Origin of the sequence: Enterobacter sp. 301B, assembly GCF_003850715.1 — a bacterium.
Lineage (GTDB): Bacteria > Pseudomonadota > Gammaproteobacteria > Enterobacterales > Enterobacteriaceae > Enterobacter > Enterobacter intestinihominis.
In genome coordinates, this window is the sequence record NZ_PQTC01000008.1 from 158,069 (window position 1) to 180,660 (window position 22,592).

The following is a 22,592-nucleotide window of genomic DNA, read 5'->3' on the forward strand; positions in this document are numbered from 1 at the left end:
CGAACAGGAAAACTGAAATGAACAAAAGGACGTTACTGAGTGTACTTGTTGCTGGTGCTTGCGTTGCACCTTTTATGGCGCAGGCCGCCTCTTTGCAGGCGACCACCGGCGAGCCGTACACCATGAAAGCCAGCGATCTGGCGAAGAAAGAGCATGAGCTCACTAACTTCCCGCTGATGGCCTCCGTTAAAGAGACTATTCAGACCCTGGACAACGCGCAGGTCGAACTGATTGAGCCAGGCCGCGCGGCGAACCCGGACAACGTCAAACGCGTTGAAGGGATTGTGAAAGCCAGCGACTGGGAATATCTCTTCCCGCTGCGTGCACAGGCATATACCTACAGCAACTTCCTGAAAGCCGTGGGTAAATTCCCGGCGCTGTGTAAGACCTACAACGACGGTCGTGACAGCGACGCTATCTGCCGCAAAGAGCTGGCGACCATGTTTGCCCACTTTGCCCAGGAAACCGGCGGCCACGAAAGCTGGCGTCCGGAAGCCGAATGGCGTCAGGCGCTGGTCCACGTGCGTGAAATGGGCTGGAGCGAAGGGCAGAAGGGCGGCTATAACGGCGAATGTAATCCGGACGTCTGGCAGGGACAGACCTGGCCTTGCGGTAAAGACAAAGACGGCGATTTCCTGAGCTATTTCGGACGCGGTGCGAAACAGTTGTCCTACAACTACAACTACGGTCCATTCTCTGAAGCGATGTACGGCGACGTGCGTACCCTGCTCGATAAACCTGAGCTGGTGGCGGACACCTGGTTGAACCTGGCCAGTGCTATCTTCTTCTTCGCCTATCCACAGCCGCCAAAACCAAGCATGTTGCAGGTGATCGACGGTACATGGCAGCCGAACGATCACGATAAAGCCAACGGCCTGGTCCCGGGCTTCGGTGTAACAACCCAGATCATCAACGGCGGCGTTGAGTGCGGCGGCCCGACTGAAATTGCGCAGTCTCAGAACCGTATCAAGTATTACAAAGAATTTGCGAACTACCTGAAAGTACCTGTTCCGGCGAACGAAGTGTTGGGTTGCGCCAACATGAAGCAGTTCGACGAAGGTGGCGCAGGCGCCCTGAAGATTTACTGGGAACAGGACTGGGGATGGAGCGCGGATACCCCGGACGGCAAGACTTACTCTTGCCAGCTGGTGGGCTATCAGACACCGTTCAGCGCGTTCAAAGAGGGCGACTACAGCAAGTGCGTGCAGAAGTTCTATAACGTGAATATCGTGAATGACGACGGTTCCTCGGTGACGCCGGACGAAACCCCGGTCACGCCAACGCCAACACCTTCTGAAGATGTTACGCCGGCCCCAACGCCAGCGCCAGTTCCGGATGAAACTCCGGTTGAACCTGTCGCGGTGAACCACGCGCCGGTTGCGCAGATTGCGGGCCCAATCGGTGCCGTTGAAGCGGGCGCGCAGGTTTCTCTGAGCGCGGAAGGCTCTACCGACGCAGACGGCAACAAGCTGACCTACACCTGGCGTTCTCAGGATGGCCAGACCGTGACCGGCGAAGATAAAGCGGTGGTGACCTTTAAGGCGCCTGAGTCTGCAACGGCGCAGCAGTATGAAGTGAGCCTGACCGTCAGCGATGGCGAGCTGAGCAGCACCACGTCTTACCTGCTGAACGTGAAAGCGAAAGCGGCAACGCCATCCGGAGAAGATACGTCTTACCCGGCATGGAGCGCGAACAGCAAGTACAACGCCGGTGATATCGTGAATAACCACGGTAAATTGTTCCAGTGCAAACCGTTCCCGTACAGCGGCTGGTGTAACAGTGCGCCGACGTACTATGAGCCGGGTGCAGGCCTGGCATGGGCTGAAGCCTGGACGGCTCTGTAAAAGCAAACGGCAACCCTCGGGTTGCCGTTTTAATGTTTGCACCCTCTACCTGTGGGAGAGAGCCGGGGTGAGGGCATCAGTCCGCACTCTCTGTTTTTTGCCGGATGGCGCTGCGCTTACCCGGCCTACATTAGGCTGGAACGCTTACCGGTGTAACTTCCCGTGATCCCGCAACCACGCCGCCGTACGCACTATCCCTTCATCGAGCGAGATAATCGGTTTATACCCCAGCTCGTTCTCCGCCCGAGAAATATCCAGCGTAAAATCAAAGTTGAGCTTCGACACACCGTAATGCGTCAGCGCAGGCTCTTTCGCCGATTTACTGCCAAAGCGCTCCATGCTGCGGGCAATCATGTCCAGCATCGGGTAGGGAACGGAACGGATCCGGCAGTCGATTTTTAACTCATCAATCAGCCTTTGCACAATGCTGCGCAGGGTACAGGGTTCGCCGTTGGTGATGTTATAGGCGCGGCCCGACACCAGCTTATCGCACTCCGGCTGGCTCGCCAGCCACATGGCGTGAACGGCATTTTCGTAATAGGTCATGTCTACCAGCGCTTCGCCGCCGCGCGGTAACAGCACGCTGCCGTAATGGTGCATCATCTGGGCCAGTCGCGGGATAAAGACTTTGTCGTGCGGCCCAAACAGGCTCTGTGGTCGCAGCACGGTAAAGCGGGTGTGCGGATTTGACTGGGCCAGCAGGTCGATCACCTCTTCGCCAGCCGCTTTACTGCGGGCAAATTCACAGGCAAAGCGCGCAGGGCGGAAATCTTCCTGAATATCACGATGATGGTGATAATCAAAATAGAGCGACGGGGAAGAGATATGAATAAAGTTACGCACGCCCCAGGCGACGGCCCATTCGCCCAGACGGCGCGTGGCGCGCACGTTGGCGAGATCGAAGGCTTCCTGGGTACCCCACGGGGAGGTAAAACTGGAGCAGTGCCACAGCGTATCGATACCGGCGAGCATCACCTTGGCCTGAGAGGAGACCAGCTCCGTCAGGTCGGCATGGACAAACTCAGCGCCCATTTTTTGCAAGAGCTTGCCCATCGCCTCGTTGCGACCGGTGGCCCTCACGCTGATGCCTTTGTTGCGCAGAAATTCGACCGCATTTCGGCCTAAGCCGCTGGTCGCCCCGGTAACCAGTACCTTCATAACAATCCACTGTGTTGAAAAGAATTTCGTGCGCATTCTTTCGTGAATTACGATGTGTTGCAATGGGAAAGGTGAAAGATTAAGAGTTTTATTTAGTTACTTTCCCGCTTTTCTTCTGCCAGTTGCGCAATCCGTTTCGCCATTCCGCGGAAGATAAACAGGTGTGCCGGGATCATCAGCAGCCAGTAGAACAGCCCGGGCATTCCGTGCGGGTGCCACCACGCCCGAACGTCCAGCTCGCGGTGATCGCCTTTGTCTTTAAGGGTGAAGCAGAGCCGCCCCAGCCCCGGTGCCTTCATGCCAAACAGCAGCGCCAGCTGTTTTTCCGGCTCAACGATGATCACCTTCCAGCTGTCGACCGTATCGCCCACGTTCAGATACGGGGCGGCAGGACGGCCTTTTGCCAGCCGGTGACCCACCAGCAGATCCAGCGCGCCGCGCGTTTGCCAGAGGATATTGCCGAAGAAATAGCGCTCTTTGCCGCCGATCTGGTTCACAACGTCCCACAGCGCTGAGAGGCTGGCAGTGGTTTTTACCGTACAGCCCGCCTGTTTTGGGTAATAGCCGTACTCGGGCCGCCAGCGGGCAAACGCCTGCGCATCGTAGCCCCAGTCGCTGGAGTTCACCAGCTTCTCTTCTTCTTTCAGCGTATTGCGTACGGCATCGTCGAAGGGGATCAATTCCTGAGGGATCAATGCACGCAGTTCACGATCGTCCGCCAGCAGATCGTGCTTCAGTCCCTGTATAAGCGCTTTGGCAGTCGTCGGCGGCACGGAGGTGATCACATTCAAAAACCACACCGAAATCCAGCGGGTCGGGAAGGGGACGGGCACCAGCCAGCGGCGGCGGCCACTCACCCGCATGAAATGTTCGAACTGCGCCTGATAGCTCAACACTTCCGGGCCAGCCGCCTCCAGCACACGATGCGCCGCCGCCGGATGATCCAGCAATGCCACCAGATAGTGGAGTAAATTCTCCAGCGCAATGGGCGTAGTGCGCGAGCGTACCCAGCGCGGCGGTGTCAGCACAGGCAGGTTGTAGACCATATCGCGCATCACTTCGAACGCGGCGGAACCCGCGCCGACGATGATCCCTGCCCGCAGTTCGGTGACGGGGATACGGGCGCTTCGCAATGTCTCTGCCGTCAGTTGCCGGGCGCGCAGATGGTCTGACTGCTCGTTCTCAGGCGCCTGAAGCGAGCTTAGAAAGATCACCTGCTTTACCGGCGTTTGCAGCAGCGTATCACGTACGTTCATCGCCACCTGACGCTCGTGGGCGATAAAATCGCCGCCTTCGCCCATGCTGTGAACAAGGTAGTACAGCGTATCGACCCCTTCCAGCAGCGCAGGAAGCGCTTTCGGCCAGTTAAGGTCAACGTTGTGACACGTCACGCCAGGCAAATGTAGCTTTTGCAGGCGTTCCGTGTTGCGTGCCACTGCCAGCACCTGGTGCCCCTGCTGGCTTAACGCAGTGGTCAGATGCTGACCGATATACCCGCTGGCACCGAGCACCAGAATACGTTGCGGCACGGTATGCTCCTTAACGCTGTAAAAACGCCTGCCAGTGTTTCACCACCTCGGTCAACTGCTCGCGGTTAACATCAAGATGCATCACCAGTCGCACGACCGGGGAGGCGTTGATCAGCACGCCTCGGGCTTTCATAAATTCGCCCAGCGCGGCAGCATGCTCTTTGCCGACGCGGACAAACAGCATGTTGGTGTCATGACGTATGACATCAGCGCCGATTTCACGCAGCTGCGCTGCCATCCACGCCGCATTGTCGTGATCGTCTTTCAGGCGTGACACGTTATTTTTCAGGGCGTACAGTCCGGCAGCCGCCAGAATACCCGCCTGACGCATCCCGCCGCCGGTCATTTTACGCCAGCGGTTGGCGCGTCTGATGTAGTCTGCACTGCCAACCAGCAGGGAACCCACCGGCGTACCCAGCCCTTTAGAGAGGCAAATGGTGAACGAGTCGCAATATTGGGTGATCTCTTTTAGCTCGCAGCCGTACTCCACCACGGCGTTGAAGATACGTGCGCCGTCAACGTGCAGGCCGAGCTTGCGCTCGCGGGTAAAATCCCATGCCGCTTTCAGGTATTCGCGCGGCAGGACTTTACCGTTATAGGTGTTTTCGAGGCTCAGCAGTTTAGTGCGGGCGAAGTGAATATCATCGGCTTTGATTTTTGCCGCGACTTTGTCCAGCGGCAGCGTACCATCCGGCGCGGCATCGATCGGCTGCGGCTGAATGCTGCCAAGCACCGCCGCGCCGCCGGCTTCGTACAGGTAGTTATGCGCCCCCTGGCCGACGATATACTCTTCGCCGCGCTCGCAGTGGCTCAGCAGCGCCACCAGGTTAGCCTGCGTGCCGGTGGGCAGGAACAGGGCAGCCTCTTTACCGCTCAGCTCGGCCGCATAGCGCTGGAGTTCGTTGACCGTCGGGTCATCGCCGTAGACGTCGTCCCCGACCGGAGCGGCCATCATCTCTTCGAGCATGGCGCGGCCCGGACGGGTAACGGTATCACTACGTAAATCAATCATTTCACATCCCTTTCATTTAAGAGGTCTTGTGAAATGTTTTACCTGAGCCAGTTGGTTTTTGCCAGTTCGATCACTTCGTCACCGCGCCCGCTGATGATGGCGCGCAGCATGTAGAGGCTAAAACCTTTAGCCTGTTCCAGCTTGATTTGAGGCGGGATTGCCAGCTCTTCTTTGGCGACCACCACATCCACCAGCACCGGGCCGTCGATGGCGAAGGCACGTTGCAGGGCTTCGTCCACCTCTGAGGCTTTCTCCACCCGAATACCGGTGATACCGCAGGCTTCGGCGATGCGGGCGAAGTTGGTGTCGTGCAGCTCGGTGCCGTCCGTGAGGTAGCCTCCGGCCTTCATCTCCATCGCCACAAAGCCCAGCACGCTGTTGTTAAAGACCACGATTTTCAGCGGAAGCTTCATCTGCGCCACCGACAGGAAATCCCCCATCAGCATACTGAACCCGCCGTCGCCGCACATCGCCACCACCTGACGTTCCGGTGCCGTTGCTTTCGCGCCCAGCGCCTGCGGCATGGCGTTGGCCATTGAGCCATGGTTGAACGAGCCAAGCAGGCGTCGTTTGCCGTTCATTCTCAGATAGCGCGCGGCCCAGACGGTGGGCGTACCCACGTCGCAGGTGAAGATGGCATCGTCGTCGGCGAAGTGGCTGATCTGCTGCGCCAGATACTGCGGGTGGATCGCTTTTTCGCTCGGTTTGGCGAGATCGTCCAGCCCCTTACGCGCATCGCGATAGTCGCTCAGGGCTTTATCGAGGAATTTGCGGTCAGTTTTTTCTTCCAGCAGCGGCAGGAGGGCGGCGAGGGTGGATTTAATATCGCCGATAAGCGCCATATCCACCTTGCTGTGCGCGCCGATGCTACCGGGATTAATGTCGATCTGGATAATTTTGGCATCCGTCGGGTAGAACGCGCGGTACGGGAACTGGGTGCCGAGCAGGATCAGCGTATCGGCGTTCATCATGGTATGGAAGCCGCTGGAAAAACCGATCAGCCCGGTCATGCCCACATCGTACGGGTTATCGTATTCAACGTGCTCTTTCCCGCGCAGGGCGTGCACAACTGGCGCCTTCAGCTTAGCGGCAAATTCCACCAGCTCTTTATGCGCGCCGGCACAGCCGCTGCCGCACATCAGGGCGATATTGCTGGAGTATCGCAGCAGTTGCGCCAGCTTTTTTAGCTCTTCATCCGCAGGGGTAATGGTTGGCTGTGGCGCAGAGTACCAGTGGGTGGTGGCGGTTTCAGGTGCAGCCTTCAGCGCCACGTCCCCCGGCAGCACAACCACCGAAACCCCGCGATTCAGGATCGCCTTACGCATGGCTATCGCCAGCACCTGTGGGATCTGCTCCGGCGACGAGACCAGCTCGCAGTAGTGGCTGCATTCACGGAACAGCTCCTGAGGATGCGTTTCCTGAAAATAGCCGCTGCCGATCTCGGATGACGGAATATGTGCGGCAATCGCCAGCACCGGAACATGGTTGCGGTGACAGTCGAAAAGACCGTTGATAAGGTGCAGGTTTCCCGGTCCGCAGGAACCTGCACAGACGGCGAGTTCGCCCGTGAGCTGCGCTTCGGCACCCGCGGCAAAGGCGGCGACCTCTTCATGGCGGGTGGGCATCCATTCAATGGTCTTCATCTTGTTGAGGCTGTCGCTGAGTCCGTTCAGCGAATCGCCGGTGACGCCCCAGATACGCTTTACGCCAGCCTGCTCCAGGGTTTTCGCTATGTATGCAGCCACGGTTTGTTTCATGGTGGTCCTTCTCCTTTATGTGATATCGCTTACAAGCTTAGAAGAAAGTCACTGTATTGGCTGCCTGGTATTCCATACGCACAGGCAGTAGGCACAACGTAAGCCGGGTAAACGCAGTGTCACCCGGCAAAAAGCCCGGTGGCGCTAACGCTTACCGGGCCTACGAAGAGCCAACATGTACAAAGTAGGCCGGGTAAACGCAGTGCCACCCGGCAACAAATGGGGGCACTGCGCCAGATTATGCCAGCACCAGGTCCCCCTGCGGATGGCATGAACACGCCAACACGTAACCCTCTGCAATTTCCGCATCGGTCAGCGTCATGGTGCTGGTGACGGTGTATTCACCGGAAACCACCTTCGTCTTACAGCAGCCGCACACACCCGCGCGACAGGCTGCCGCTACCGGCACGTTATTGCTTTCGAGCGCTTCAAGCAGCGTGGTGCCCACGCGACCAAAGAAGGTCTGCGCCGGTTGCAGCTTCGTGAACTTCATACCGCTGGTCGCCGCTGCCGCTACAGGCGTGAAGAACTGCTCTTTAAAGAAGCGGGTCACGCCGAGCGCTTTCACTTCTTTCTCCACGATCTCCATGTACGGCGCCGGGCCGCAGGTCATCACGGTACGATCCGCAATGTCCGGCACGCTTTGCAACATTTCGCGGCTCAGACGCCCCGCGACAAAACCGTGCGTCGCGTTGTGCTCAGCCACCAGGGTCACCGGATAATTTCGCCATTCCTCGGCAAAAATCACATCTTCCGGGGAACGCACGCTAAAGATCACCTGCACGTCGGCCTGAGGACGGTATTTCGCCAGCCAGCGGCGCATCGACATAATCGGCGTTACGCCACAGCCTGCCGCCAGAAGCAGGAATTTGTCTTCCTTCTTGTCGTCACAGGTGAACTCGCCCTGCGCGTCAGACAGCCAGATGTAATCCCCGCGCTTCACGTCACGGGTCAGCCACCGGGAGCCTGCGCCGTCATCAATACGACGGACGGTGAGCGTTATGTATTCGCTCACGCCCGGCGTGGAGGAGATCGTGTAGGCGCGCAGGGTATCCGCCGAATTACGCACACTCACCAGCGCATACTGACCTGCGCGGTACGGGTAGTAGTCATGGCACAGCAGCGACAGTGTCCACACATCCGGCGTCTCCTGTTGGATGTGATGAACCTGCATCCGCCACGGACATTGTGAGGTTGGCATGGTCATGAGTTACTCCTTACGCGCTCAGCAGTTGCTTCATATCATCTTCAACGTTGGTCACGGAACGCAGACCAAATTTCTCGTTCAGGATGGCCAGCAGGTCCGGCGTCAGGAAGCCTGGCGCGGTCGGCCCGGTGACGATGTTGGTCACGCCGAGAGAGAGCAGGGTCAACAGAATAACGATCGCTTTCTGCTCGAACCAGGAGAGCACCAGCGACAGCGGCAGATCGTTCACGCCGCAGCCCAGTTTCTCTGCCAGCGTGACCGCCAGAATGATGGCTGAATACGCATCGTTACACTGACCAGCATCCACCAGGCGTGGCAGACCTTCGATGTTGCCGAAGTCCAGCTTGTTGAAACGGTATTTACCGCAGGCCAGGGTCAGGATCAGACAGTCTTCCGGAACGCGGGTGGCGAAATCGGTGAAATAGTTACGTTCCCCGCGCGCGCCGTCACAGCCGCCGATCAGGAAGATGTGACGCAGTTTTTCACGGCTGACGAGGTCAATCAGGGAATCCGCCGCACCCAGCAGGGTCTCACGGCCAAAACCGACGGTGATGAGGTGCGGAATTTCGCTGTACGGGAAGCCTGCCATCTGCTGCGCCTGTGCGATAACCGGACCGAAATCATCGCCTTCAAGGTGGCTCACGCCCGGCCAGCCGACGATGCTGCGGGTCCAGATACGGTCGTCATACGCGCCCACGGTAGGGTCGATGATGCAGTTAGAGGTCATGACGATTGGGCCAGGGAAGCGGGCGAACTCCACCTGCTGGTTCTGCCAGCCGCTGCCGTAGTTACCGATCAGATGCTTAAATTTACGCAGTTCCGGGTAGCCGTGCGCGGGGAGCATTTCGCCGTGGGTATAAACGTTAACGCCGGTGCCTTCGGTCTGCTTCAGCAGGTTGTAGAGATCTTTCAGGTCGTGGCCGGAGATCAGGATGCATTTACCTTCGGTCGCTTTGACGTTGACCTGTGTCGGCGTTGGGTGGCCGTAGGTGCTGGTTTCACCGGCATCCAGAATGCTCATCACTTTGAAGTTCATCTGGCCGATTTCCATCGAGCATTCCAGCAGGGCGTTCATGTCGGAAGGCCAGGTGCCCAGCCATGCCATGATTTTGTGGTACTGGGCATAAATGTCGTTGTCGTACTGGCCGAGCACGTGCGCGTGCTCCATATACGCCGCAGCACCTTTCAGACCGTACAGGCACAGCAGGCGCAGGCCGAGGATGTTCTCGCCAATCGCCGCTTTGTCTTTATTGGGAGTAAATTCGGCGGCCTGACGCTGTAGCTCGCCCAGGTCGTCGCTCACCAGCTGTAGTTCCGCCATCGGGTTGTCCACGCGGGCGCTGGCGTCGGCATTCAGGCATTGCGCTTTCAGGGCTTCACGCAGGGCAATCGCTTCGCGGGCATAGCCCACAATGCGTGGCGAATCGAAGTTAACGTTAGTCAGCGTGGAGAAAAATGCGCGCGGCGCAAAGCTGTCGACATAGTGATCGACAAGGCCATATTCACGGGCCTTGAAGGCCCAGGCGGATAAGCCTTGCAGCGCCGCAATCAGCAGGTCCTGGAGATCGGACGTTTCTGCGGTTTTGCCGCACATACCCTGCGCGTAAGAGCAGCCGTTGCCTGCCGGGGTACGGATGGTTTGTTCACATTGCACACAAAACATAATCACACCTGTTAAAGTTATATTTGAGATACATGTTTAAGGTTATGCCTGTGCCACAACGGAGAAAAGTGCTTTCTTATACTAAGTGGAGGGTTATTGATTTAGCGCAATTTTGGCGGCAGGTTCACTACCGCCAAAGCAGTATCAGGCTGAGAAGAACGCCATCAGAATGGGGACCAGCAGGCTCAGAATAAAGCCGTGTACAATAGCGGCAGGAACCATCTCCAGACCTCCCGAGCGCTGTAACACCGGCAGGGTAAAGTCCATTGAGGTGGCCCCGCACAGGCCCAGCGCGGTAGAGCGGCTGCGGCGTACCAGGCCGGGGATCAGCATGATGGCTATCAGCTCGCGCGCCAGATCGTTAAAGAAGGCGGCGCTGCCGATCACCGGACCAAACGATTCGGTCAGCAGAATACCGGAGAGCGAATACCAGCCAAAACCGGATGCCATCGCCAGGCTGGTTTTCAGCGGCAGATCGAGAATAAAGGCGTTAATCACTCCCCCCGCCATTGAGCTGGCCACTACGATAACGGCAACCATCATGCCCCGGCGGTTCAGGACAATCTGTTTCAGCGTCATGCCATTATTTCGCAACTGAATACCGATCAGGAAGAGCAGGAAAATCAGCGTATATTCGCTGGCTTCCGTAGCGTGCTGTAAAAAAGCCCATCCGGTTAGCCCCAGTAAAAAACCGAGCACCACCACGCCGCACAGCTTTAATGATTCCAGCGCCATCGCAATTCGGGAGGAAAGCTTTTCCTGATGGTGGTGATTTTTCCAGGGAATAGTGCGTTCCAGCCAGAACAGCGCGGCAATATTGCACAGCAGAATAACCACTACCGTAACCGCAGAATAATGCAGGATGGAAAGCAAGTTCGTCGCCAGATTATCCAGGAAGGCCAGGCTGATCCCCATAAAGAACAGAATGACGTAAACAATCCAGCTGAGAAAACGATTAATAAGCTTTAAGGCCGATTCATGACGCAGCGGAATAAGGTAGCCCACAATCAGGGGCAGAAGAATGATGAGGAGTCCTGAGAACATGAACAGCCGGTCCTTTTGAGTATCATTTAAGCGCCAGAGACACTACCCAATAAAGGCTGTACAGTAAAGCGGCAAAAGAAAGCCGGGTGGCGGCTGCGCCTTACCCGGCCTACAAAGTGCACACTCACGTAGGTCGGGTAAGCTTTAGCGCCACCCGACATTACAGGCCGCACTTAATTAATCGCGTTTTTCCAGCAGGGTGCGATACAGAACGCCGCCCAGAATACCGCCAATAATTGGCATCACCCAGAACAGCCACAGCTGTTCAAGCGACCAGCCGCCCTGGAAAATAGCCACCGCGGTGCTGCGTGCCGGGTTAACGGAGGTATTGGTCACCGGGATGGAGATCAGGTGGATAAGCGTCAGCGCCAGACCAATAGCAATGGGGGCAAAGCCCGCAGGCGCGTATTTGTCCGTTGCGCCGTGGATCACCAACAGGAAACCTGCGGTGAGCACAATTTCAATCACGATAGCAGACAGCATTGAGTAGCCGCCTGGAGAGTGTTCGCCGAAGCCGTTTGACGCAAATCCGCTGGCCGCGGCGTCAAACCCGGCTTTCCCGCTGGCAATGACGTACAACACCGCCGCGGCAATAATACCGCCAATAACCTGGGCAATAATATAGCCAATAATATCTTTCGCCGGGAAACGTCCGCCCGCCCATAAACCTAACGTGACGGCCGGGTTGAAATGACCGCCGGAAATATGCCCCACGGCGAATGCCATGGTTAATACGGTTAAACCGAATGCCAGCGCGACGCCGACAAATCCAATACCTAATTCCGGAAATGCGGCTGCCAGTACTGCGCTACCGCAGCCACCAAACACCAGCCAGAATGTACCAAAGCATTCTGCCGCTAATTTTCTGAACATAACCACCTCAATAATAAACGTCCGCGCCCATTCCTGCGCGCGGGTTATATCGCCATAAAGGGATGACGACTCAAAGAGCCAGTATTTTGAAACCATCAACATACCTTCGCCACTCAAATAAATTCACTAAATTTGATTTAAGGCAATGTGATGTCAATCCTTGTTCAGAACGGAGGTAATTAGAGCATAGCCCAATTATTAAGGGGGCGTATATTCTGCTGTCGTGACCTACAGCCTGCCGCTATACTGCTGATAACTTGAAGGAAAAAGTGGCCGAAATGCGGGGGATGTATGCTACTCGAACGTGTGGAGATTGTCGGGTTTCGCGGGATTAACCGCCTGTCGCTGCAACTGGAACAGAACAACGTCCTGATAGGCGAAAACGCCTGGGGTAAATCCAGCCTGCTGGATGCCCTGACGCTGCTGCTTTCGCCCGAAGAGAACTTGTACCACTTTGTCCATGATGACTTCTGGTTTCCGCCGGGGGATGTCAACGGGCGCGAGAAACACCTGCATATCATTCTGACCTTCCGCGAATCCGAGCCCGGTCGCCATCGCGTGCGTCGTTTTCGCCCTATGTCGCCCTGCTGGGTGCCCTGTGAAGATGGGTTCCAGCGTATTTTCTATCGCCTTGAGGGCGAAATGGCGCAAAACGACGGGGTATTAACCCTGCGTGAATTTCTTGATGAGAAGGGGAATCCGATCCCGCTCGATAATATTGACGAGCTTGCCCGCCATCTTATCCGCCTCTCCCCCGTGTTGCGCTTACGAGACGCGCGCTTTATGCGGCGGATCCGTAACGGCACCGTACCGAATATGCCCGAGGTGGAAGTAACCGCCCGCGAGCTGGATTTCCTCGCCCGTGAACTGGTCTCGCGGCCGCAGAATCTCACCGACGGCCAGATCCGTCAGGGACTGTCTGCCATGGTCCAACTGCTGGAGCACTACTTCTCCGAGCAGGGAACGGGGCAGGCGCGCCACCGCCTGATGCGCCGCCGCTCGCACGACGAGCAACGAAGCTGGCGCTATCTCGATATTATCAACCGCATGATCGACCGCCCCAGCGGGCGCACGCATCGGGTGATCCTGCTGGGATTATTCTCCACGCTGTTACAGGCGAAAGGGACGGTGCGCCTGGATCGGGACGCGCGCCCGCTGCTGCTGGTGGAAGATCCGGAAACGCGGCTGCACCCGATTATGCTTTCCGTGGCGTGGCATCTTCTTAATCTGCTGCCGTTGCAGCGTGTCACCACCACGAATTCCGGCGAGCTGCTCTCCCTGACGCCGGTAGAGTATGTCTGCCGCCTGGTGCGTGAATCCTCGCGGGTCACCGCCTACCGGCTCGGGCCCGGCGGGTTAAATGCCGAAGATGGCCGACGGATTGCGTTTCATATCCGTTTTAACCGTGCCTCTTCCCTGTTTGCCCGTTGCTGGTTGCTGGTGGAAGGGGAAACCGAAACCTGGGTGATAAACGAGCTGGCTCGCCAGTGCGGACACCACTTTGATGCCGAAGGGATCAAAGTGATCGAATTTGCTCAGTCTGGCTTAAAGCCGCTGATCAAATTTGCGCGCCGGATGGGGATAGAGTGGCACGTGCTGGTGGATGGCGATGAGGCGGGTAAAAAATATGCGGCGACCGTGCGCAGCCTGCTCAATAACGATCGTGAAGAGGAGCGGGAACATCTGACCACGTTGCCCGCGATGGACATGGAGCACTTTATGTACCGCCAGGGATTTGACGACGTCTTTCACCGCGTGGCGATGATCCCGGTGGATGTGCCCATGAATATGCGTCGGGTGATTGCCAAAGCTATCCATCGGTCGTCAAAACCGGATTTGGCCATTGAAGTCGCGACGGAAGCGGGCAGGCGGGGCGTGGAGTCGGTGCCCACGCTGCTGCGTAAAATGTTCTCCCGCGTCCTCTGGCTGGCTCGCGGGAGGGCCGATTAACGGGCAGTCGCCTGCGAAACCTGTTGGATCAGGCTATCAAGCAGGGCATAGCGGCGGCGGTACTCGGACCGTTTTTTACTCGCAATCTCTTCCATCGGTTTGCGTGGCATGGTCAGTGGCAGGGCAAAGTTGCCGTTCTCCTGCTGCTGTCCGCCAAGGGAGCGCCAGAAGCTGTCATAGTCAGCCAGCAATTTTCCCTCTTTTTTCTTGCGATAGCGCCAGCTGCGGTAGATGTGGGTGGCGTTACTCACCGCGAGGATCTGCTCGACGGGGAAGGCGCCTGCCAGCGTCATGACCGCTTCAACCAGCAGACGTTTTGGGAACAGTCCGTGACAGGCTTTGGTCGCCAGCTGAATGTGCTCGTGCGGGACATGCGCTTTCGCCCCCTGCATTCCGCCGATGAAGAGCGTTGACTTGCCCTGGTATTTGCACAGCGTAAAGGTCAGCTCGGCCAGCACCGTGTTCTGGTGGTCACAAAAAGTGAGGGTCGCTTCCCCTTCTTTGTCCAGAAACGCATCCGCGCTCAGGCGAACGCTAAACTGCTGCTCCTCTTTGCCCGTTAACGTCACCAGCGTGATGCCCTGGCTGGAAAGGTAGCCGTTCAGCAGTGACGCCGGAAGATGGCGGCTCATCATCTGATAGTGATTGTCCAATGCGTCCAGCGTATTGTGACGGCCCATATTGACGGTCAGCCACGGTCGGTGCAGGCGGCACGGCAGGCCGGGCTGCACGCGCAGGATCTGCATCAGACGGGGCTGTTTTGCAAGGTTTCCGAGCAGGCGCGCAGTGGTGAACGGCGTTGCCAGCGAGCGCAACATAAACTTACGTCGATAGGCCGGATTTTGCCACGCCAGCCCCGGCGTGAGGGAACCCGATGCCAGGCTTTTAAACAGTTGCCAGCCCGATTTAGGCTGGGACAGCGTTGAATAAGGTGTATCGACGATGGAAGACATGTTAGATCCTGCTTCTGGTGGAATTTCGCTATTTCAGCAGGCGCTTTATCAACATCGGGTAAACAATTCCCGACGATTACGGGGATCGGGGGTTTCGTTGAGGAGTGGTTTAGATAAAATCAACGGTGATGATAGCCAGAACAATTATTTGGAATATTTATGAACCTGAAGGGAAAACGCAGAAAGCTGTTTCTGCTGCTGGCGGTAGTGGTGTTAGCAGGCGGATTCTGGTTATGGAAGGTACTGAACGCGCCGGTACCCCAGTATCAAACGCTGATTGTTCGTCCGGGCGAGCTGCAACAAAACGTGCTGGCGACGGGGAAGCTGGATGCCCTGCGTAAGGTTGACGTGGGCGCGCAGGTCAGCGGTCAGCTTAAAACCCTGTCGGTTGAGATTGGCGATAAGGTTAAAAAAGGCCAGTTGCTGGGCGTGATCGATCCTGAGCAGGCGCAAAACCAGATCCGCGAAGTGGAAGCGACGCTGATGGAGTTGCGCGCGCAGCGCGCTCAGGCTCAGGCGGAGCGTAATCTCGCTCAGGTCACCCTGTCGCGCCAGCAGGCGCTGGCGAAAACGCAGGCCATCTCGAAACAGGATCTGGACACAGCCGCCACGGAGCTGGCGGTGAAGCAGGCGCAGATTGGCACCATCGATGCGCAAATCAAGCGGAATCAGGCCTCGCTGGATACGGCGAAAACCAACCTCGATTACACGCAAATCGTTGCGCCAATGGCCGGGGAAGTGACGCAGATAACCACCCTGCAAGGCCAGACGGTCATCGCCGCGCAGCAGGCGCCGAACATCCTGACCCTGGCGGATATGAGCACCATGCTGGTGAAAGCCCAGGTATCTGAAGCGGACGTCATTCACCTTAAGCCGGGGCAGAAAGCCTGGTTTACGGTGCTGGGCGATCCGCAAACCCGCTATGAAGGGGTGCTGAAAGATATCCTGCCGACGCCGGAGAAGGTCAACGACGCCATCTTCTACTATGCGCGTTTTGAGGTGCCAAACCCGCAGGGCGTGCTGCGTCTGGACATGACCGCTCAGGTGCATATCCAGCTGACCGGCGTGAAAAACGTGCTGACGGTTCCGCTCTCCGCGCTGGGCGAATCCGCCGGGGATAATCGCTACAAAGTTAAGGTGCTGCGCAACGGTGAAACCCGCGAGCGGGAAGTGGTAATTGGCGCACGTAACGACACCGACGTGGTGGTGGTTAAAGGGCTGGAAGAGGGTGAGGAAGTGGTCACCAGCGAAAGCCTGCCTGGAGCCGCGCAATGACGGCGCTGCTTGAGCTGAATGACATTCGTCGCAGCTATCCGTCCGGCGACGGGCCGGTGGAGGTGCTGAAAGGCATCTCCCTGCGCGTTGAAGCCGGTGAAATGGTGGCGATTGTCGGGGCATCGGGCTCGGGTAAATCAACGCTGATGAACATTCTCGGCTGTCTGGATAAGCCTACCAGCGGCACCTATCGCGTGGCCGGGACGGATGTTTCCACCCTGGACGGCGACGCGCTGGCGAAGCTGCGTCGCGAGCATTTTGGCTTTATCTTCCAGCGTTACCATCTGCTTTCACACCTGAGCGCGGCGCAGAATGTGGAAGTGCCGGCGGTGTATGCGGGCGTCGAGCGCAAAAAACGCCTCGAACGCGCGAAGGCGCTGTTAACGCGTCTTGGGCTGGCGGAGCGTGTTGATTATCAGCCTTCGCAGCTTTCCGGCGGTCAGCAGCAACGCGTGAGTATTGCCCGCGCGCTGATGAACGGTGGGCAGGTGATCCTCGCCGATGAGCCAACCGGTGCGCTCGACAGCCATTCCGGTGAAGAGGTGATGGCGATCCTGCATCAGCTTCGCGATCAGGGGCATACGGTGATTATCGTCACCCACGATCCGCAGGTGGCAGCGCAGGCGGAACGCATTATCGAGATCCACGACGGCGAGCTAGTCAGCAACCCGCCGCCACGTCAGTCCAGAGCGGCGGCGGCGAAAGAGGCGCTGCCGGCCGCAACTGGCTGGGGCCAGTTTTCCAGCGGTTTCCGCGAGGCGCTGACCATGGCCTGGCTGGCGATGGCGGCCAACAAAATGCGCACTCTGCTGACCATGCTTGGCATCATTATTGGTATTGCCTCAGTGGTGTCGATTGTGGTGGTGGGCGATGCGGCGAAACAGCTGGTGCTGGCAGATATTCGCGCCATCGGGACTAACACCATCGACGTTTATCCCGGCAAAGATTTTGGCGACGACGAGCCGCAGTATCAGCAGGCGCTGAAGTATGACGATCTGGCGGCTATTCAGAAGCAGCCGTGGGTGAACTCCGCCACGCCTGCCGTCTCGCAAAACCTGCGTCTGCGCTACGGCAACATCGACGTGGCGGCCAGCGCTAACGGCGTCAGCGGAGATTACTTCAACGTCTACGGCATGACCTTCAGCGAAGGGGCGACCTTCAACGCTGAACAGCTGGCGGGCAGGGCGCAGGTGGTGGTGTTAGACGCTAACTCCCGCAGGCAGCTGTTCCCGAATAAGACCAATGTGGTGGGGGAAGTGATCCTCGTAGGCAACATGCCAGCGACGGTGATCGGCGTGGCGGAAGAGAAGCAGTCGATGTTCGGCAGCAGTAAAATCCTGCGCGTCTGGCTGCCGTACACCACCATTTCCGGGCGCATCATGGGGCAGTCATGGCTTAACTCTATTACCGTTCGAGTGAAGGAGGGCTACGACAGCGGGCTGGCGGAACAGCAGCTGGAGCGGCTGTTAACCCTGCGCCACGGGAAAAAGGATTTCTTCACCTGGAATATGGATGGCCTCTTGAAAACGGCGGAAAAGACCACACGTACTCTTCAGCTGTTCCTGACGCTGGTGGCGGTGATTTCGCTGGTCGTCGGCGGGATAGGGGTGATGAACATTATGCTGGTGTCGGTGACCGAACGTACGCGGGAGATCGGCATCCGCATGGCGGTCGGAGCCAGAGCCAGCGACGTGCTGCAGCAATTTTTGATTGAAGCGGTGCTGGTGTGTCTGGTGGGCGGTGCGATGGGGATTGCGCTCTCGATGATGATCGCCTTTGCGCTCCAGCTCTTCTTACCGGGCTGGGAGATTGGCTTCTCGCCGATGGCGATCCTGACGGCGTTTTTATGTTCCACCTTCACCGGTATTCTGTTCGGCTGGCTACCGGCGCGAAACGCGGCGCGGCTGGATCCGATGGATGCGCTGGCGCGCGAATAACCCGAAAATAAAAATGCCAGCCGATCGGGCTGGCATTTTGCCTGCAGGGTGTACACAATGAATCAGAGAGCTATGCAACCGCTTCTGCTTCAACGGGGACGATCAGACTGGCATGATTGCCTTTTGGCCCCTGGTGTACATCGAACCGGACGGACTGCCCGGCTTTGAGCGTCCTGTAACCATCCATCTGAATGGTGGAATAGTGAGCGAAGATATCCTCGCCGCCGCCTTCGGGGCAAATGAAGCCAAACCCCTTGGCGTTGTTGAACCACTTAACAGTACCCATTTCCATGCTTCGACATCCTTCGTAAATCTTATAAATTAAGATGGAATGAACCGGTGGTGGAGTGGGGGCTGTTCAAAACCTCGCCAACTCACGCTTGTACAATTTAGAGAAACGGAAGAAGCCGTCAAGCGTTTGGCGCTGGAGTTGGGACAATAATCAACCAAAATTTGAGGCAGTTAACGCTATTGCAACAGTTTGTGACAGACATCGCGGATGACAGTAATAGATGATTGTTATCTAACATCTGAGGTAGATTCAAAGTGGTTATGCATAATGGGTAAGACCAACGATTGGCTGGATTTTGACCAGCTGGCGGAAGATAAAGTGCGCGACGCGCTAAAACCGCCATCTATGTATAAAGTTATGTTAATGAACGATGATTACACGCCGATGGAATTTGTTATTGACGTGCTACAAAAGTTCTTTTCTTATGATGTTGAACGTGCAACGCAACTGATGCTTACCGTTCATTATCGTGGCAAAGCGATCTGCGGCATCTTTACTGCCGAAGTTGCGGAAACCAAAGTAGCGATGGTGAACGACTATGCAAGGGAGAATGAGCATCCGTTGCTGTGTACGCTGGAAAAGGCCTGATAAGGCATAAAATTGGGGGAGGTGCCTATGCTCAATCAAGAACTGGAACTCAGTTTAAACATGGCTTTCGCCAGAGCGCGTGAGCACCGACATGAGTTTATGACCGTCGAGCATTTGCTGCTCGCACTGCTTAGCAACCCATCTGCCCGCGAAGCGCTGGAAGCCTGCTCCGTGGATCTGGTGGCGCTACGTCAGGAACTCGAAGCCTTCATCGAACAAACCACACCGGTGCTGCCAGCCAGTGAAGAAGAGCGCGACACACAGCCGACGCTCAGCTTCCAGCGCGTGCTGCAGCGCGCGGTTTTCCACGTCCAGTCTTCCGGACGTAGCGAAGTGACGGGCGCCAATGTGCTGGTCGCCATCTTCAGTGAGCAGGAGTCCCAGGCGGCCTACCTGCTGCGTAAACACGAAGTCAGCCGGCTCGACGTGGTCAACTTCATCTCTCACGGAACGCGAAAAGACGAGCCTAACCAGGCATCGGATCCCAGCGGACAGATCAACAGCAATGAAGAGCAAGCAGGCGGGGAGGATCGTATGGAAAACTTCACCACCAACCTTAACCAGCTTGCTCGCGTTGGCGGTATCGACCCGCTGATTGGCCGCGACAAAGAGCTGGAGCGTGCCATCCAGGTGCTGTGCCGTCGCCGTAAGAACAACCCGCTGCTGGTGGGGGAATCTGGCGTGGGTAAAACCGCGATTGCCGAAGGTCTGGCCTGGCGCATTGTGCAGGGCGACGTGCCGGAAGTGATTGCCGACTGCACCATCTACTCGCTGGATATTGGCTCGCTGCTGGCGGGCACCAAATACCGCGGTGATTTTGAAAAACGTTTCAAAGCGCTGTTAAAACAGCTGGAGCAGGACACCAACAGCATCCTGTTTATCGATGAGATCCACACCATCATCGGCGCAGGCGCGGCTTCCGGTGGTCAGGTAGATGCCGCCAACCTGATCAAACCGCTGCTCTCCAGCGGCAAGATCCGCGTGATGGGCTCTACGACGTACCAGGAGTTCAGCAACATCTTTGAGAAGGATCGTGCGCTGGCGCGTCGTTTCCAGAAAATCGACGTTACCGAGCCGTCGGTTGACGAAACGGTGCAGATCATCAACGGTCTGAAAACCAAGTACGAAGCGCACCACGACGTGCGTTACACCGCGAAAGCGGTGCGTGCGGCGGTGGAGCTGGCGGTGAAATACATTAACGATCGTCATCTGCCGGATAAAGCGATCGACGTGATTGATGAAGCGGGTGCGCGTGCGCGCCTGATGCCAGCGAGCAAGCGTAAGAAAACCGTGAACGTAGCGGATATCGAGTCCGTGGTGGCCCGTATCGCACGTATCCCTGAGAAGAGCGTCTCTCAGAGCGACCGTGATACGCTGCGCACCCTCGGCAATCGCCTGAAAATGCTGGTCTTTGGTCAGGATAAAGCCATTGAGGCCTTAACCGAAGCGATCAAGATGGCCCGTGCTGGCCTGGGGCATGACCACAAGCCTGTCGGTTCCTTCCTGTTCGCCGGCCCGACCGGTGTGGGTAAAACCGAGGTAACGGTGCAGCTCTCCAAAGCGCTGGGCATTGAGCTGTTGCGCTTTGATATGTCCGAGTATATGGAGCGTCACACCGTCAGCCGTTTGATTGGTGCGCCTCCGGGCTACGTGGGCTTTGACCAGGGCGGCCTGCTCACCGACGCGGTGATCAAGCATCCGCACGCGGTACTGCTTCTTGATGAAATCGAGAAAGCGCACCCGGACGTGTTCAATATCCTGTTGCAGGTGATGGACAACGGGACGCTGACCGATAACAACGGGCGCAAGGCCGATTTCCGCAACGTGGTGCTGGTGATGACCACCAACGCCGGGGTGCGTGAAACCGAGCGCAAATCCATCGGCCTGATCCATCAGGATAACAGCACCGATGCGATGGAGGAGATCAAGAAGATCTTCACGCCGGAGTTCCGTAACCGTCTGGACAACATTATCTGGTTCGATCACCTGTCTACCGAGGTGATCCATCAGGTGGTGGATAAGTTCATCGTCGAGCTGCAGGTTCAGCTGGATCAGAAAGGCGTGTCGCTGGAAGTGAGCCAGGAGGCCCGCAACTGGCTGGCCGAGAAAGGCTACGACCGTGCGATGGGTGCCCGTCCGATGGCGCGCGTGATTCAGGACAACCTGAAGAAACCGCTGGCGAACGAACTGCTGTTTGGATCGCTGGTTGACGGCGGCCAGGTGACCGTGGCGCTGGATCAGGCGAAGAACGAACTGACGTACGATTTCCAGAGTGCGGCGAAGCACAAGCCGGAAGCGGCTCACTGAGTTGAAAGGTAAAAGCAAAACGGCAACTTCGGTTGCCGTTTTTTTTGTTTGCTCCCTCTCCCAGTGGGAGAGGGCTGGGGTGAGGGCATCAGGCCGCAGTGAAATTTTGCGAGGCGCTTTCCAGTTTCTTTCGAAGTCAGTTGCTGGATAAATCTACAGTAATAAAATGGCGTCGCACCTGCAAAATCGGGTGCCGGGATTGGCGTCCTGAAAGTGTGTGCACAGACAATCTTGCGTGCATAAAGGATTACATATGACTAATATTAATAGCTTCGCCCAGCTCTACACCGAACTCTCCCTCAACCCCGATCTCCCAACCCTGGCCGAGCGCTGCAAGCTGCTCACCGAAATCCTTCTCGACTGCAAATCTCTCCCGCAAACGCAGCCCGTTTGCCGCTGTCTCGGAGCTTATCTGGAAGAGGTAAAATCCGGCCTCACAGAATCCATGCGTGATTTTCAGGTGGTGGAATTTGAGGACGAAGCGGAACAGCCGCGACAAAAAGAGTGGTTGCTGGAAGATACAGAAACGAAATGTGACTACTGCCGGGCGTTAAACCACGTGCTGCTGGTTTCGCATTTTGACCGCGATATGTTGCCGCACCTGACGGGACTGTTGCATGACATTACCCACGCGATAGCTGAAGATTTAATCGTACCCATGAACCCGTGCATGACAATACATCTGCCGACACAGCCACACTAAGGCCATAAATAAAAAAGGCCGGGATTGTCCCGACCTTTTAAATATTCATCTGCCATTACAGGCGAAAACAATTAGCGACTACGGAAGACAATGCGGCCTTTGCTCAGGTCGTACGGGGTCAGTTCAACAGTCACTTTGTCGCCCGTCAAAATGCGGATATAGTTTTTGCGCATTTTACCGGAGATGTGCGCAGTTACCACGTGACCGTTTTCCAGTTCTACGCGAAACATGGTATTAGGCAACGTATCAAGTACGGTACCCTGCATTTCAATATTGTCTTCTTTGGCCATCTAATCCTCTGGGGTATCACTACCAAGTTTTGAACCGGCAAGATAATGCCGAAATTCATCAATTAAGTAAAGAATTGCGCGTTTAAAACGCAGCAAAACAATTTCAGCGTATTGCCCAAGCGTCACGGTACAACCGAACGGAAAGCGCATTCGTAAAGGGGATACGACAGGATAAACGTCAGGACGTTATCTGAAGCGAGGGTCCCAAAC

Annotated in this window: 18 protein-coding genes; 7 read left to right on the forward strand and 11 right to left on the reverse strand. The window is 56.9% G+C overall.

The window, feature by feature from the left end:
* Positions 1–17: 17 nt before the first annotated feature.
* A complete protein-coding gene (locus C3451_RS11465) occupies positions 18–1,844 on the forward strand; it encodes a chitinase (protein ID WP_022647599.1) in 1,827 nt (608 codons plus the stop codon).
* A gap of 144 nt (positions 1,845–1,988) precedes the next feature.
* Here the strand turns inward: C3451_RS11465 and C3451_RS11470 are convergent, their stop codons facing one another.
* The 8 genes from C3451_RS11470 to aqpZ all read right to left on the reverse strand — a co-directional run bounded on the left by C3451_RS11470 (position 1,989) and on the right by aqpZ (position 12,087).
* A complete protein-coding gene (locus tag C3451_RS11470; protein WP_063139303.1) occupies positions 1,989–3,002 on the reverse strand; it encodes an NAD(P)-dependent oxidoreductase in 1,014 nt (337 codons plus the stop codon).
* Positions 3,003–3,094: 92 nt separating this feature from the next.
* Positions 3,095–4,531, reverse strand: a complete 1,437-nt coding sequence (locus C3451_RS11475) for an SDR family oxidoreductase (RefSeq protein WP_045623357.1) — start codon at positions 4,529–4,531, stop codon at positions 3,095–3,097.
* A 10-nt stretch (positions 4,532–4,541) separates the two neighbouring features.
* Positions 4,542–5,543 carry a low-specificity L-threonine aldolase gene (gene ltaE, locus C3451_RS11480; RefSeq protein WP_045623358.1) on the reverse strand — a complete coding sequence of 334 codons (1,002 nt, stop codon included), beginning with the start codon at positions 5,541–5,543 and terminating at the stop codon, positions 4,542–4,544.
* Between the two features lie 38 nt (positions 5,544–5,581).
* Positions 5,582–7,300: a ubiquinone-dependent pyruvate dehydrogenase gene (gene poxB, locus C3451_RS11485; RefSeq protein WP_045623360.1), complete on the reverse strand. Its 1,719-nt coding sequence runs from the start codon at positions 7,298–7,300 to the stop codon at positions 5,582–5,584.
* A gap of 238 nt (positions 7,301–7,538) precedes the next feature.
* Entirely contained in the window at positions 7,539–8,507 is a 969-nt protein-coding gene (hcr, locus tag C3451_RS11490; protein ID WP_023299707.1) for an NADH oxidoreductase, read from the reverse strand.
* Between the two features lie 10 nt (positions 8,508–8,517).
* Positions 8,518–10,170: a hydroxylamine reductase gene (gene hcp / locus C3451_RS11495; protein WP_023299708.1), complete on the reverse strand. Its 1,653-nt coding sequence runs from the start codon at positions 10,168–10,170 to the stop codon at positions 8,518–8,520.
* Positions 10,171–10,314: 144 nt separating this feature from the next.
* Positions 10,315–11,214 (reverse strand): lysine exporter LysO family protein, encoded by a 900-nt coding sequence (locus tag C3451_RS11500; protein WP_045623361.1) that lies wholly within the window; start codon positions 11,212–11,214, stop codon positions 10,315–10,317.
* Between the two features lie 177 nt (positions 11,215–11,391).
* Entirely contained in the window at positions 11,392–12,087 is a 696-nt protein-coding gene (aqpZ, locus tag C3451_RS11505) for an aquaporin Z (RefSeq protein WP_124304314.1), read from the reverse strand.
* Positions 12,088–12,378: 291 nt separating this feature from the next.
* On the opposite strand from aqpZ, the gene C3451_RS11510 reads away from it, so the two are divergent.
* Positions 12,379–14,037, forward strand: coding sequence for an ATP-dependent endonuclease (locus C3451_RS11510; protein ID WP_023299709.1), 1,659 nt, complete (start codon positions 12,379–12,381; stop codon positions 14,035–14,037).
* On the opposite strand, the gene C3451_RS11515 is transcribed toward C3451_RS11510, so the two are convergent.
* Positions 14,034–14,990 (reverse strand): VirK/YbjX family protein, encoded by a 957-nt coding sequence (locus tag C3451_RS11515; protein WP_045623363.1) that lies wholly within the window; start codon positions 14,988–14,990, stop codon positions 14,034–14,036. The two genes, C3451_RS11510 and C3451_RS11515, sit on opposite strands and share 4 nt — an antisense overlap.
* 159 nt (positions 14,991–15,149) lie before the next feature.
* Between C3451_RS11515 and macA the strand changes: the two genes are divergently transcribed.
* Positions 15,150–16,265 (forward strand): macrolide transporter subunit MacA, encoded by a 1,116-nt coding sequence (macA, locus tag C3451_RS11520; protein WP_022647609.1) that lies wholly within the window; start codon positions 15,150–15,152, stop codon positions 16,263–16,265.
* A complete protein-coding gene (macB, locus tag C3451_RS11525) occupies positions 16,262–18,202 on the forward strand; it encodes a macrolide ABC transporter ATP-binding protein/permease MacB (protein WP_045623365.1) in 1,941 nt (646 codons plus the stop codon). Before macA ends, macB begins: the two co-directional genes overlap by 4 nt.
* 70 nt (positions 18,203–18,272) lie before the next feature.
* Here macB and cspD read toward each other — a convergent pair whose 3' ends face one another.
* On the reverse strand, positions 18,273–18,494 hold the full coding sequence (cspD, locus tag C3451_RS11530; RefSeq protein ID WP_006174390.1) for a cold shock-like protein CspD: 222 nt from the start codon (positions 18,492–18,494) through the stop codon (positions 18,273–18,275).
* 267 nt (positions 18,495–18,761) lie between these two features.
* Between cspD and clpS the strand changes: the two genes are divergently transcribed.
* The 3 genes from clpS (at position 18,762) to C3451_RS11545 (ending at position 22,092) form a co-directional block, all read left to right on the forward strand.
* Positions 18,762–19,082, forward strand: coding sequence for an ATP-dependent Clp protease adapter ClpS (clpS, locus tag C3451_RS11535; protein WP_006174393.1), 321 nt, complete (start codon positions 18,762–18,764; stop codon positions 19,080–19,082).
* A 27-nt stretch (positions 19,083–19,109) separates the two neighbouring features.
* Positions 19,110–21,389, forward strand: coding sequence for an ATP-dependent Clp protease ATP-binding subunit ClpA (gene clpA / locus C3451_RS11540; protein WP_022647611.1), 2,280 nt, complete (start codon positions 19,110–19,112; stop codon positions 21,387–21,389).
* 253 nt (positions 21,390–21,642) lie between these two features.
* Positions 21,643–22,092 (forward strand): hypothetical protein, encoded by a 450-nt coding sequence (locus C3451_RS11545; RefSeq protein WP_045309092.1) that lies wholly within the window; start codon positions 21,643–21,645, stop codon positions 22,090–22,092.
* A 71-nt stretch (positions 22,093–22,163) separates the two neighbouring features.
* Here the strand turns inward: C3451_RS11545 and infA are convergent, their stop codons facing one another.
* Positions 22,164–22,382, reverse strand: a complete 219-nt coding sequence (gene infA, locus C3451_RS11550; RefSeq protein ID WP_002211347.1) for a translation initiation factor IF-1 — start codon at positions 22,380–22,382, stop codon at positions 22,164–22,166.
* Between the last annotated feature and the right edge of the window lie 210 nt (positions 22,383–22,592).